The sequence below is a fragment of the Stappia sp. MMSF_3263 genome, assembly GCF_030733745.1.
Taxonomy (GTDB): Bacteria; Pseudomonadota; Alphaproteobacteria; order Rhizobiales; family Stappiaceae; genus Stappia.
In genome coordinates this window covers 1-11,882 of sequence record NZ_JASHIK010000043.1, presented here as the reverse complement: position 1 = coordinate 11,882, position 11,882 = coordinate 1, and the positions used below count along the sequence as shown (strand labels likewise).

Genomic DNA, 11,882 nt, shown 5'->3' with positions numbered 1-11,882 from the left:
ACCGCCACCCCGCTTGCAGGCCGTCACCCCCGCCGGAGCGAAGCGCAGAGCGGGGGCCCATTCGTTCCCAGAGCGAGCGGGATGAGGCCGAGGCGGTTGCGCTGCGGGCCTGCCGCAACGGTCGAGCGTTCCTCGCAACCGCCAAGGTTGCCAATGGATCCCCGGCTTGACCGGGGATGACCGCCGAAGGGGAGGCCCGCGCCTCGCGCCATCCCACTGCACGGACTACCGACAGGCCCGGCTCGGAGGCGGGAATGACGGGCTGAGAGGGGGCGAGGCCGGAGGTTTTGTCACGTCGCCCGGGTTGCCTCTGGTTCCCGGCTCTCCGGCTGCACCTGCGGCCGGGGGTGACGCCGGAGAGGAGGAGAAGGCCGGCGCAACATTGGCGGCGCGGAAAGGCGGCCGGGATGACGGCCTGTGAGGCAAGGGAGGAACGGAGCGGGTGCGATGATCCGCACCGTCAGGCAACTTTCCGCAGCGTGAATTTAAAAGTGCTCACAAGGCCTTGGCTCCTGTGGGCGGACACGGAACCGTCACACGGCTGAGATGTGTCCCTGAAATGAGACGGGCTCACGCATACCGCGAGAGGTCCGCAATGACATCCTTCACCCGTCGCTATTTCCTGTCTTCCGCCGCGAGCCTTGGCGCGCTGGCCGCCCTGTCGCCGGTGCTGGTGCGCCGCGCCGACGCCACGCCCGGGCCGGGCGAGTTGCGGATGGTCGCCGCCCGTCCCAACCCGGCGGGCGCGGCCGAGCGCGTCTTCCTGCTGCAGGGCGATCCGCTCGCCGGTCCCGTCACGACGATCGTCGCCGAGGACGGCGCGCCGGTGCCCGAGCGCCAGCTGGCCGAGGGCGAGCGTCACGTGCTGCGGCTGATGCACTTCAATGACATGCACAACCACATGACCGACATGCACGCCAAGCGCGGCGACACCCACCGCATGGCGCAGATGGTCAAGCGGGTGAAGGAGGCGCGCGCCGCCGCTGCCGCCAACGAGACGGTCCTGTTCCTGTCCGGCGGCGACGACCACACCGGCTCGATCTTCGACGAGCTGCTGGGCTGGGCCGAGGCGGAATACGTGGTCGATGCGGGTTACCGGGCGGCCTCGGCCGCCGGCATCGACATCGCCGTGCTCGGCAATCACGAGTTCGACCGGGGCGCTGCCCAGCTGAAGCTCGGCATCGACCGCGACGCGGCCTTCCCGCTGCTTTCGGCCAATGTGGCGGGATCCGCCCATCTGGCGCGTGACCGCGACTATGTGCCGGCCGCCATCATCGAGGCGAACCGCCTGCGCGTCGGCGTCATCGGGCTGACCACCAATATCGACATCCGCACCGGCACCAAGGCCGATCCGACGATGCGGGTGGCAAGCCCGGTCGAGGCGCTAGCGAATGTCTACAAGGCGGTCGAGGCGGTCTGCGACGTGGTGGTGATCCTCTCCCATTGCGGCTACGGCAAGGGCATGCACAAGTCCGGCAAGGCCGGCTCCCTGCGCGAGATCGGCGAGGGCGATTTCGCCATCGCCGAGGCGATCGGTCCGTTGGCGACAAAGCCGGTTGTGCTGATCGGTGGCCACTCGCACACCGAGCTCAACACCGACGGCATCGATCCCGACAACATGGTCTCCGGCGTGCTGCTCACCCAGGCCAAGGCGAACGGCGCCTTCCTCGGCGAGATCGCCATGTCGATCGCCGCCGGCGAGGGGCGCGACAAGTGGTTCTCCAGCGTCGCGCTGCATCCGGTGAAGAAGCGCGACGACACGGTGGCGGAAGGGGCGGACGGCTACGCCGCGCTCGAGCACGAGGGTGACTATGACGCCGGCTTCGAGGAGACGGTGATGGCGCCGATGATCGCGGCGCTCGACGGCAAGCTGGCCGAGGTGATCGGCTCGGTCGCCCGGGATGCCCCGGTCTCGACCGAAGAGACCCAGGCGACCCGCTATATCGGCGAGACGGCGCTTGCCAACTTCATGAACGACACGCTGGTGCGCCAGTCGGCCTCGTTCCCCGGCGGGGCGGTCGACTTCGCCCTGTTCAACGCGACGGGCCTGGCAAAGGGCATCGCGCCGGGCGAGCCGCTCAGCTTCCGCGCCTGGTTCGACGTCATGCCCTATGCCGACCAGGTCGAGATCGCGACGATGACGGGGGCGCAGATCCGCGACCTGCTGACCTCCAACGCCAAGCGCCTGCTGCGTCCGGACGAGGTGGCGGGCGCGGATCTTTCCGCCTTCGTCTCGCGCGGGCTGCTGCATGTTTCCTCCGGCATCCGCTACAAGGTGGAGCTGGGCGCAACGGCGGCCGAGGCTCGCGCCGTCGACATCACCCTTGCCGGCAGCCCGGTGGAGGAGGTGCTCGACAAGCCCTTCCGCTTCGCCTTCAACACCTATGTGATGCTCGGCGCCTTCTCGGAAGCCTGGAACGGCAAGCCGATCGGCGGCGGCGTTGCCGGCGGGATCGCCAGCCCGGACCTGCGGGCGCTTCCCTTCGAGAACACCGGCCTCGTCTACCGCAACGAGCTGATCGCCGCGATCCGCGAGATGGGCACGGTGACGCGGGCGCAAGGCGCGGATCTCGACGGCCGCCTGGTGGTCGTCGCCTGAGGTTGCCTGCCGCGAAAGGGCCGACACGCCCCGCCGGGATTTCCGGCGGGGTGAGAAAATGAGCCTAGGAAAATAATCCTTGACAGCGTGACGCTGGTCGGGTAGGGTTCAGGCATGGTCGCAGAGTTGCGGCTACACGGAATTCAGCACGGCGGCGGGTCGAGAGGCCCGGCCGCCGTTTTCTTTGGGGTAGTCCTCCATCGTCGCCACGCCCTCAACCCGTCACCCCGGGCAAGGCGAAGCCGCGACCCGGGGCCCATTCGTTCCCAGAGCGAGTGGGATGAGGCCGAGGCGGTTGCGCTGCGGGCCTGGCGCGACCGCTGACGTTCCTTACGACCGCCAAGGTTGCCAATGGATCCCCGGTCAAGCCGGGGATGACGGCCGAAGGGGAGGCCCGCGCCTCGCGCCATTCCACTGCCGGGGTTGCCGATGGACCCCCGGTCAAGCCGGGGGTGACAGCCGAGAGGGAGGCATGCTCCCGGCGCTTCGTTCCCGCCGGAGAGGAGAGCTCCCACGCACGCCTGCCGGGGCTTGCCGGCGCTTGCAAGAGACATCGCCGACCATGGAGAGTTGCATGAGCGGGACCAGACAGGACCCGGACGGACAAGGCGCGGCCGCACCCGGACCGGGGCCGGCCCGTAAACAGCACTTGCGTCTCGCCCCCGATGTCTGGCGCCAGGTACGGCATCTCTACGAGGACGAGGGGCGAGGGTCCGCCGAGCTTGCCGAGCGCTTCGGCGTGACAAGGGCAACGGTCGAGCGGCGCGTTCGGGCCGAGAGCTGGGTGCGTCAGGAACAGTTGCGCGCGCTGATGGAAAGCGGCGACACACGCGGCCTTGCCCGCATGGTGGCGCGGCTGATCGCCGCCTTCGAGGCGCAGGTCCGCGCGGTCGAGGTCCAGTTTCAGGACGCGGCCGGAAACGACGGCATGGCGCCGGCCTTCGACCCGGCCGCGGTGGAGCGCAACGCAAGGACGCTCGGCAGCCTTGCCAAGACACTCGACATCCTGATCGAGCTGCGCGGCGGACTTTCGACCGAGGACGAGGGGGCGGAAAGGGATGCCGATGTCCTCAGGCGGGACCTTGAGAAGCGCCTTGAGCGCCTGTGCCGGAAAACGCCTGCTACCGCAATTCCTGGCAGGCCTCGGTCCGGCCGAGCTGGAGTTCCTGCGCCATGACTGGGCGCTGTGGGCGCATGATCACCAGAGCGAGCCGGAGGGCGACTGGCGCACCTGGCTCTTGATGGGCGGGCGCGGAGCCGGCAAGACCCGGGCCGGCGCCGAATGGTTGCGCGGCGCGGTGGAGCGGGCCGCGCGGTCCGGCTCCGGGGCGGCCGAACCCTTGCGCATCGCGCTGGTCGGCGAGACGCAGATGGATGCGCGCGAGGTGATGGTGGAGGGCGTCTCCGGATTGATGAGCGTGCATCCACGTCATGAACGACCGCAATGGCTGCCCTCCCGGCGGCGGCTGGAATGGCCCTCAGGTGCGGTGGCGCAGGTGTTTTCCTCCGAGGACCCGGATGCGCTCAGGGGGCCGCAATTCGCCCTTGCCTGGTGCGACGAGCTGGCCAAGTGGCGCTACGCGCAGGAGACCTGGGACATGCTGCAATTCGGCCTGAGGCTCGGCACAAGGCCGCGCCAGCTCGTCACCACCACGCCGCGTCCGATCCCGCTGCTGAAACGGCTGATCGCCGACCCGGCAACCCGCGTCGTCACCGCGCCGACCGAGGCCAACGCGGCGCATCTGGCGAAGGGTTTCGTCACCGCGATCCGCGCCCGCTATCACGGCACGCGGCTCGCCCGGCAGGAACTGGACGGCGAACTGGTGGAGGCGCGAGAGGGCGCCATGTGGTCGCGCGAGGGGCTGGACCGGATCCGCGTCGAGGGCGCGCCGGACCTTGTGCGCATCGTGGTTGCCGTCGATCCGCCTGCAAGCGCGACGCGCCGCTCCGATGCCTGCGGGATCGTCGCCGCCGGCATCGACGCCATCGGCATTGTCCACGTGCTCGCCGATGCAAGCCTTGAACAGGCGACGCCGTCGCGCTGGGCGAGGGCGGCGGTCGCCTTGTGGCGCGACCTCGATGCCGACTGCCTCGTCGCCGAGGTCAACCAGGGTGGCGACATGGTCGGCGCGGTGATCGCCGGCGCCGACCCGGGTGCGCCGGTCAGGCAGGTTCGGGCACGGCGTGGCAAGTGGCTGAGGGCCGAGCCGGTCGCCATGCTCTACGAGCAGGGCCGGGTGCGCCATGTCGGCGATTTCGCCGCGCTGGAGGACGAGATGACGGATTTCACGACGGACGGCCTGTCGAGCGGACGCTCGCCCGACCGGCTGGACGCGCTGGTCTATGCGGTTCACGAACTGGCGCTGGCGAAGGGCGGCGTGCCGCGCCTGCGCAGCATCTGAAGAGAGCCTCCAAACCGCTTTTGAATCACTTTGCCAGAAACCTGAATCATCATCTCAGGCAGCGGAATCAATCTCTCAAGTCGCACCGGAAAGGAAAGTCATATCATGGGCTTGCGCAGCATGTTTGACTCGTTTCTTCGCGCGCCCGCCGAGGCCAAGGCCTCGCGTACGGGACCGCTCGTGGCGCTCGCCCATGCCGGTCGCCCGGTGTGGACGCCGCGCGACTACGCCGCCCTTGCCCGCGAGGGATACGCAAAAAACCCGGTCGTTCACCGCGCCGTGCGCATGGTCGCGGAAGCCGCCGCCAGCGTGCCCCTGGTGCTTTATGACGGCGAGCGGGAGGTCGACGAGCATCCGATGCTGGCGCTACTGGCGCGGCCCAACGCGATGCTCTCGGGCACGGCGCTGATGGAGGAGGTCTACGGCCATCTGCTGGTCGCCGGCAACGCCTATCTGGAGCGGGTCGACATCGACGGCGCGCCGCGCGAGCTGCATGGGTTGCGACCCGACCGGGTGCGCGTGGTGCCTGGTCGCGACGGCTGGCCGGAAGGCTTCGACTACACGGTCGCCGGGCGCACCGTGCGGCTGGCGGCGGAGGCGCGCGAGGGCCGGCCGGGCGTGCTGCACCTCAAGGTCTTTCATCCGCTCAACGACCATTATGGCTTCGCGCCGATCGAGGCGGCGCAGGTCAGCCTCGACCTGCACAACGCCGCCGGTGCCTGGAACAAGGCGCTGCTCGACAATGCCGCACGCCCCTCCGGCGCGCTGGTCTATGGCGGAGCGGAGGCCGGTAATCTCTCCGACGAGCAGTTCGACCGGTTGAAGAAGGAACTGGAGGACGGCTACCAGGGGCCGCGCAATGCCGGCCGGCCGCTGCTGCTGGAAGGCGGGCTCGACTGGAAGCCGATGGGCTTCACCCCGCGCGACATGGATTTCATCGCCGCCAAGAACCAGGCGGCGCGCGAGATCGCGCTGGCCTTCGGCGTGCCGCCGATGCTGCTGGCGATCCCCGGCGACAACACCTATGCCAACTACCAGGAGGCCAACCGGGCGTTCTGGCGCCAGACCGTGCTGCCGCTCGCCGGCCGCGTCGGCGAGGCGCTCGCCCGCTTCCTGGCGCCGGCGGACGCACGGGGCCTGAGGCTTGCGCCGGATGCCGACCGGATCGAGGCGCTGGCGCCCGAACGCGGCGCGTTGTGGGAGCGCATCGAGCGCGCCTCCTTCCTGAGCCTTGCGGAAAAGCGCATCGCCGTCGGCTACGGGCCGGAACCCGACGAGGTTCCGTCGGTGGTGGCGGGGGCGGGTGCAACGCAAGCGGGAGCGGCGTGATGGATCCGCTTGCCGCCTATATCGGCGGCCGGGGCGATCTTGCCCATCTGGTGCTGTTCCTGTGGGCCAGCTCCGCGTCGAGCCTGCTCGTCTGGTCCTTGCGCGAGATGGTCCGCTCCAACCGCCGCTTCGACGATTTCGTCGACGCCATCGCCCGGCTGAACAGGATGATCGGCGAGGAGTAGGGGGCGGCGCGCCGACTGCCATGGTCCAACGGGCGCATCCCGCGCGGGCCGCTCCCCTTCCGCTCCGGGGTCATCCCCGCCTCCGAACGGGGATCCATTGGCAACTTCGGCAGGCATGAGGGCTCCTGCCGGCATAAGCGGGTCGGGACGTTTCTCGGGTTCCGAGGCTCGGTTGCTACCGCTCTGGGAACGAATGGGCCCCGGGTCGCGCTGCGCTTGCCCGGGGTGACAGCCGAGAGTGGGGGCGAGCCGTGAACCTACCTTGCTGTCCCCAGGCGGCGGCCTGAGTGGGGGCGAGCCGGGAACCAGGCTTGCTGCACCCGGTGTGACAGCCTGAGTGAGAGGGCGGGGCGGGGTCTTCGCCAGCCGCCGTTTTGAATTCATGAAAGGGAGATCCAGACCATGACGCACCGTGATGCGGGGCGCGGTTTCGCGCGCCCGCGATCCATGTCAACAGCCTGCGGCCCGGCGGCCGGGGGCGGCGACCAGGGTGCCGCCGTGGCGGCTGGGTGCCGGGCGTCGGCGCCTTCCTTGTCGGCCTTGTTCCCGTTCGCATCCTTCCGGTCCGTGCCCGCCCGGTCCGCTCCCCATGTGAGGCGGGCGCACCGGGCGGTGTTCGCCCGCTTCGCGCTGTCGCTTCGCGCCGCGATCCGTCGGCGGGCCGGCAAAGAGGGAGTGACCGCATGAGCGTTGTGCAGATCGCCGCGGCGAGTGCGGGGGCGAGTGGGGAGGCAAGGCCGGCGGCTGGCATGCGAACCGCCGTGGCGGCGGGCGCGCGCGTCTCCGGTTATGCGAGCCTTTTCGGCACGCCGGACGACGCGCTCGACCTGGTGCTGCGCGGCGCCTTTCGCCGCTCGATCCGCGAGCGCGGGGCAGGCGGCATCCGCTTCCTCTGGCAGCATGACCCGGCCCGGCCCATCGGCGTGTGGGAAAGCGTGCGGGAGGACGCGCGCGGCCTGCATCTGAGCGGCCGGCTCGTCACCACCACACAGGCCGGGCGGGATGCGGTGGCGCTGGTCGGGGAGGGCGCGCTCGACGGGCTCTCCATCGGCTTTCGCACCCGCTCGGCTCGCCGCGACCCGGCGAGCGGCATCCGCCGGATCCACGACATCGATCTTTGGGAAGTGTCGCTGGTGACCTTCCCGCTGCATCCGCTGGCGCGCCTCGACGCGCGGCCCGGCGGACGCCCCGACGGGCATATGGGCGGCGGCGGGCCGTCGCCGCTGCACGCCTGAGCCGTCCTTCCCTTTTCCAACCGACCATCCGAGAACGGAGCATTCGACCATGAGTGACAGCAACAGCCGGCCGGTACCGGCCGCGGCCCTGCAGGCGCCCGAAACCAAGGCCGTGACCGGCGAGGAGGCGACACGGCGTGAACTCGACGAGATGCGGGCCGCCTTCACCGCCTTTCGCGAGGTCAATGACGAGCGGCTGGCGGAGATCGAGACGCGCGGCGCGGCCGATGTGCTGACCGGCGACAAGCTCGCCCGCATCGACGCGGCGCTCGACCGCCAGCAGCAGCGCCTCGACACGCTGGCGCTGAAGGCGGCGCGGCCGCCGCGCGGCGAGGGCGCAGACAAGGCGAACGGCGCGCCGGACGAGCACAAGTCCGCTTTCCTCGCCTATATGCGCAAGGGCCGCGAGGACGGCTTGCGGGTGCTGGAGCAGAAGTCGCTGTCCGTCGGCTCCGACCCCGATGGCGGTTATCTGGTGCCGGAGGAGACGGAGGCCGGCATCCTGCGCCGCATGGCGAGCGTCTCGCCGATCCGCGCCATCGCCGGCAACCGGCAGGTCTCGGCCAGCGTCTTCAAGAAGCCGTTCTCGCTCGCCGGTCCGCAGTCGGGCTGGGTGGCGGAAACGGCGGCGCGGCCCGAGACGGGCTCGCCGACGCTCGCCGAACTCGCCTTCCCGACGATGGAGCTCTATGCCATGCCGGCGGCGACCGCCTCGCTGCTCGACGATGCGGCGGTCGATGTCGATGCCTGGATCGCCGAGGAGGTGGAACTGGCCTTCGCCGAACAGGAGGGGGCGGCCTTCGTCAATGGCGACGGCGTCAACCGGCCGCGCGGCTTCCTCGACTACCCGAGCGTTGCGGAGGCGTCCTGGAGCTGGGGCAATCTCGGCCATGTGGCGACCGGCCTCGACGGGGCGTTCCCGGCCGCCGATCCGGGCGACGTCTTGATCGATCTCGTCTACGCGCTGAAGGCCGGCTACCGGCAGAACGCCCGCTTCGTCATGAACCGCCGCACGCAAGGAGCGGTGCGCAAGATGAAGGACGGCGAAGGCAACTATCTGTGGCAGCCGCCGGCATCGGTCGGCGCACCGGCGACCCTGATGAGCTTCCCGGTGACGGAGGCCGAGGACATGCCGGACATCGCCACCGACGCGCCGGCGATCGCCTTCGGCGACTTTCGTCGGGGCTACCTGGTGGTCGACCGGGCCGGGGTGCGCATCCTGCGCGATCCCTATTCGGCCAAGCCCTATGTGCTGTTCTACACGACCAAGCGCGTCGGCGGCGGCATGCAGGACTTCGACGCGATCAAGCTGCTCGCCTTCTCCGCCTGAGCGGCGGCGCGAGAAGAGGTCGGGGCGGGTGGCCCCGACCTTCCGACGATTTGCCCGACACCCACGCAACCGATGAAGGACGATCATGACCGCGATCGTGACGACGCCGCCGGCCGGCGAGCCGGTGACGCTGGAGGAGGCGCGCGCGCAACTACGCCTGACGGGCGAGGCCGAGGACGGCCTTCTCGGGAGGCTGATCGCCGCCGCCCGCGCCCAGGTGGAGCGGGCGACGCGCCGCGCGCTGGTGACGCAAGGCTGGCGGCTCTATCTCGACGCCTGGCCGCCCGGGCGCATCGTGCGCCTGCCGGTCGCCCCTGTCGCCTCGGTGGAGGCGGTCACCGTCTATGACGGGGACGGGGTGCCGGTGGCGCTCGATCCGCAAGCCTACCGGCTCGACGGGGCGTCCGAGCCGCCCCGGTTGAAGGTGACGGCTGGCGCGCCGGCCGGAATTTCCGGCTTCAACGGCATCGAGATCGACTTCATCGCAGGCTATGGCGCGGGGGCGGCCGACGTGCCGCAGCCGCTGCGTCACGCCGTGCTGATGCTTGCCGCCCATTGGTTCGAGCATCGCGAGGCGGTGGCCGATCCCGGCGTGCTCGGCATGCCGCCGGGCGTTGCCGTGCTGCTGTCGTCCTACCGGATGCTGCGGCTGTGAGGCGGCGGCAGGGAGCGGGTGCGCTCGACCGTGCGATGCGGTTGGAGCGGCCCGAGCGGATCGAGGCGTCCGACGGCGAGGCGCAGACGGTGTTCACCGATACCGGCCTCGTCTTCGCGGCGCTGGACGCGGCGAGCCTTGCCGAACGCCAGGCGGGCGGGCGGATCGACGGCCTCGCAAGCCATGTCGGCCGGCTGCGGCATGGAACCGGGATCGCAGGCGGCTGGCGGCTGGTCGAGGGCGGGCGGGTTTTCCACGTGCTGGCGGTCGACGACAGCGCAGCCCGCCGCACGGGCGAGGTGGTCTGCCTGCTGCAGGAGGAGGGACGATGAGCCTGCACACCGCGCTGCGCGGCGCGCTGGTTGCCTGCCTGCGTCAGGATGCGGGCCTGCAGGCGTTGCCGACGCCTCCCCAGATCCAGGACGGCGCGCCGCGCGCCGCCGCGCATCCCTTCATCGAGATCGGCCGCATCGAGACGCGTTTGCTCGCCGCCCTGCCAGGGGAGGGCGAGGTCGCGCAGGTCGAACTCCTCGTTCATTCACGGGGGACCGCACGCGGCGAGGCGGCCGAGATCATGGACGCGGCCCGCATGGCACTTGCCGGGCTCGGCGCGCATCTGTCCGGCCATCTGCTCGTCAATGCGGGCGATCCGCAAACGCGGCTGGAGCGGCTTGCCGACGGGCGCACATGGCGCGGGCGGCTGCGGCTGCGCGTCGTCACCGAACCGGCCGTCTGAGCCGGCTGTCTTCTTTCATTGTCGATACAGGAGGCGGGCATGGCCGCGCAGGCAGGCAAGGATCTTCTTCTCAAATGCGACGCCGACGGGGCCGGAGGCTTCGTCACCATGGCGGGCCTGAGGGCCCGGCGCATCGCCCTCAACGCGGCGAGCGTCGACATCACCGATGCCGACAGCGCCGGGCGCTGGCGCGAATTGCTGGCCGGCGCGGGCACCCGTTCGGCCGGTGTCTCGGGCGGCGGCATCTTTCGCGACCAGGCGGCGGACGAGACCGTGCGGGGGTTGTTCTTCGACGGGTTGATCCGCGACTGGCAGGTGGTGATCCCCGGCTTCGGCGCGATCACCGGGCCGTTCCAGGTGGTGACGCTCGACTATGCCGGCACTCATGACGGCGAGGTGACCTACGAGATCGCGCTGGAATCGGCCGGCCAGCTGGCCTTCACGGGGAGCTGAGCCATGGTCAACCGGAGACGGGGAGAGATCGAGGCGACCATCGAGGGCCACCGGCACGTGTTGGTGCTGACGCTGGGCGCGCTGGCGGAACTTGAGGAGGCCTTCGCCGCCGAGGACATGGTCGCGCTGACGGAGCGTTTCGCCGGCGGGCGGCTCTCGGCGCGCGACATCACCCGCATTCTCGGCGCGGGCCTGCGCGGCGGCGGCGCGGAATTCACCGACGGGGAGGTGGCGCGGGCGCGGTTCGGCGGCGGTGTGCCGGAAACGGCAAGGCTGGCGGCCGATCTGCTGCGCGCGACTTTCCTCGATGACGGCGCTGAGGAAAGCAACGAGCAGCACGGATCGAACGATGCCGGCGCCTGAGGCCTTCCCCTGGGACGTCGTCATGGGCGCCTGTCTTGGCCGGCTTGGCTGGACGCCGGAGGCCTTCTGGAAGGCAACGCCGCGCGAGGTCGCGGCGGCCCTTGCCGGCCTCGGCATGCGGCCCGGACCGGGCGCGGGACGACTGGGGCGGCCAGGGCTTGTGGCGCTGATGCGCCGCTTTCCCGACGAAACACCGAAACAGGGAGGCACGGGCGATGACCGGAGGCGATGAGACGGGCGGGTTCACGGCTGCCGGCGACGAGGCGGAGCGTTTAAGATCGGCGATGGAGGAGGTCCGCGAGGCCTCGCGTGCGGCCGCCGGCGTGTTGTCGAGCGGGTTGCGGCAGGCATTGGTCGACGGCCGCTCGCTGGAACAGGTGCTGCGCTCGGCCGCGCTCTCCCTGTCGGGGCGGGCCCTGTCGGCGGCTCTGGCACCGCTGGAGCAGGGCGTGGCGCGCGGGCTGTCGGGATTGGTCGGCGGAGTGCTCGGCGCGGTTACGGGCACCGGCGGCGTCACGCCCTTCGCCAAGGGCGGGGTGGTCGCGGCGCCCGGCTATTTTCCCCTGCCCGGATCGCACGGCGGGACGGGGCTGAT

Annotated in this window: 13 protein-coding genes and 1 pseudogene; all 14 read left to right on the top strand. The window is 70.6% G+C overall.

The genetic code is table 11. The annotated features are described in order from the left end of the window. Positions 1-595: 595 nt before the first annotated feature. The gene (locus RBB46_RS23080) at positions 596-2,599 is read left to right on the top strand and encodes a bifunctional UDP-sugar hydrolase/5'-nucleotidase (RefSeq protein WP_306031424.1); all 2,004 of its coding nucleotides are present in this window, start codon (positions 596-598) and stop codon (positions 2,597-2,599) included. 574 nt (positions 2,600-3,173) lie between these two features. After that, positions 3,174-3,776 carry a hypothetical protein gene (locus tag RBB46_RS23075; protein ID WP_306031423.1) on the top strand — a complete coding sequence of 201 codons (603 nt, stop codon included), beginning with the start codon at positions 3,174-3,176 and terminating at the stop codon, positions 3,774-3,776. Continuing rightward, positions 3,694-5,001 carry a DNA-packaging protein gene (locus tag RBB46_RS23070; protein ID WP_306031422.1) on the top strand — a complete coding sequence of 436 codons (1,308 nt, stop codon included), beginning with the start codon at positions 3,694-3,696 and terminating at the stop codon, positions 4,999-5,001. Before RBB46_RS23075 ends, RBB46_RS23070 begins: the two co-directional genes overlap by 83 nt. Before the next feature lie 120 nt (positions 5,002-5,121). Then, the gene (locus RBB46_RS23065) at positions 5,122-6,330 is read left to right on the top strand and encodes a phage portal protein (protein ID WP_306031421.1); all 1,209 of its coding nucleotides are present in this window, start codon (positions 5,122-5,124) and stop codon (positions 6,328-6,330) included. Continuing rightward, entirely contained in the window at positions 6,330-6,515 is a 186-nt protein-coding gene (locus tag RBB46_RS23060) for a hypothetical protein (protein ID WP_306031420.1), read from the top strand. Before RBB46_RS23065 ends, RBB46_RS23060 begins: the two co-directional genes overlap by 1 nt. Before the next feature lie 683 nt (positions 6,516-7,198). Continuing rightward, the gene (locus RBB46_RS23055) at positions 7,199-7,750 is read left to right on the top strand and encodes an HK97 family phage prohead protease (RefSeq protein WP_306031419.1); all 552 of its coding nucleotides are present in this window, start codon (positions 7,199-7,201) and stop codon (positions 7,748-7,750) included. A 49-nt stretch (positions 7,751-7,799) separates the two neighbouring features. Next, a complete protein-coding gene (locus RBB46_RS23050; protein ID WP_306031418.1) occupies positions 7,800-9,080 on the top strand; it encodes a phage major capsid protein in 1,281 nt (426 codons plus the stop codon). An 85-nt stretch (positions 9,081-9,165) separates the two neighbouring features. Next, positions 9,166-9,735 carry a head-tail connector protein gene (locus RBB46_RS23045; protein ID WP_306031417.1) on the top strand — a complete coding sequence of 190 codons (570 nt, stop codon included), beginning with the start codon at positions 9,166-9,168 and terminating at the stop codon, positions 9,733-9,735. Then, complete coding sequence (locus RBB46_RS23040) at positions 9,732-10,067, top strand: head-tail adaptor protein (protein WP_306031416.1); 336 nt, start codon at positions 9,732-9,734, stop codon at positions 10,065-10,067. Before RBB46_RS23045 ends, RBB46_RS23040 begins: the two co-directional genes overlap by 4 nt. Next, positions 10,064-10,471, top strand: a complete 408-nt coding sequence (locus tag RBB46_RS23035) for a DUF3168 domain-containing protein (RefSeq protein WP_306031415.1) — start codon at positions 10,064-10,066, stop codon at positions 10,469-10,471. Before RBB46_RS23040 ends, RBB46_RS23035 begins: the two co-directional genes overlap by 4 nt. A 39-nt stretch (positions 10,472-10,510) precedes the next feature. Continuing rightward, the gene (locus RBB46_RS23030; protein ID WP_306031414.1) at positions 10,511-10,924 is read left to right on the top strand and encodes a phage major tail protein, TP901-1 family; all 414 of its coding nucleotides are present in this window, start codon (positions 10,511-10,513) and stop codon (positions 10,922-10,924) included. Positions 10,925-10,927: 3 nt separating this feature from the next. Then, a complete protein-coding gene (locus tag RBB46_RS23025) occupies positions 10,928-11,287 on the top strand; it encodes a GTA-gp10 family protein (protein ID WP_306031413.1) in 360 nt (119 codons plus the stop codon). Continuing rightward, positions 11,274-11,519 (top strand): phage tail assembly chaperone, encoded by a 246-nt coding sequence (locus tag RBB46_RS23020; RefSeq protein WP_306031412.1) that lies wholly within the window; start codon positions 11,274-11,276, stop codon positions 11,517-11,519. Before RBB46_RS23025 ends, RBB46_RS23020 begins: the two co-directional genes overlap by 14 nt. Continuing rightward, positions 11,503-11,882, top strand: a pseudogene (locus tag RBB46_RS23015) (phage tail tape measure protein); the annotation flags it as partial. The gene RBB46_RS23020 and the pseudogene RBB46_RS23015, both read left to right, overlap by 17 nt.

Coding starts and splice junctions, on each gene's coding strand:
- RBB46_RS23080 (WP_306031424.1), top strand. CDS start 596: ATGACATCCTTCACCCGTCGCTATTTCCTGTCTTCCGCCGCGAGCCTT.
- RBB46_RS23075 (WP_306031423.1), top strand. CDS start 3,174: ATGAGCGGGACCAGACAGGACCCGGACGGACAAGGCGCGGCCGCACCC.
- RBB46_RS23065 (WP_306031421.1), top strand. CDS start 5,122: ATGTTTGACTCGTTTCTTCGCGCGCCCGCCGAGGCCAAGGCCTCGCGT.
- RBB46_RS23060 (WP_306031420.1), top strand. CDS start 6,330: ATGGATCCGCTTGCCGCCTATATCGGCGGCCGGGGCGATCTTGCCCAT.
- RBB46_RS23055 (WP_306031419.1), top strand. CDS start 7,199: ATGAGCGTTGTGCAGATCGCCGCGGCGAGTGCGGGGGCGAGTGGGGAG.
- RBB46_RS23050 (WP_306031418.1), top strand. CDS start 7,800: ATGAGTGACAGCAACAGCCGGCCGGTACCGGCCGCGGCCCTGCAGGCG.
- RBB46_RS23045 (WP_306031417.1), top strand. CDS start 9,166: ATGACCGCGATCGTGACGACGCCGCCGGCCGGCGAGCCGGTGACGCTG.
- RBB46_RS23035 (WP_306031415.1), top strand. CDS start 10,064: ATGAGCCTGCACACCGCGCTGCGCGGCGCGCTGGTTGCCTGCCTGCGT.
- RBB46_RS23030 (WP_306031414.1), top strand. CDS start 10,511: ATGGCCGCGCAGGCAGGCAAGGATCTTCTTCTCAAATGCGACGCCGAC.
- RBB46_RS23025 (WP_306031413.1), top strand. CDS start 10,928: ATGGTCAACCGGAGACGGGGAGAGATCGAGGCGACCATCGAGGGCCAC.
- RBB46_RS23020 (WP_306031412.1), top strand. CDS start 11,274: ATGCCGGCGCCTGAGGCCTTCCCCTGGGACGTCGTCATGGGCGCCTGT.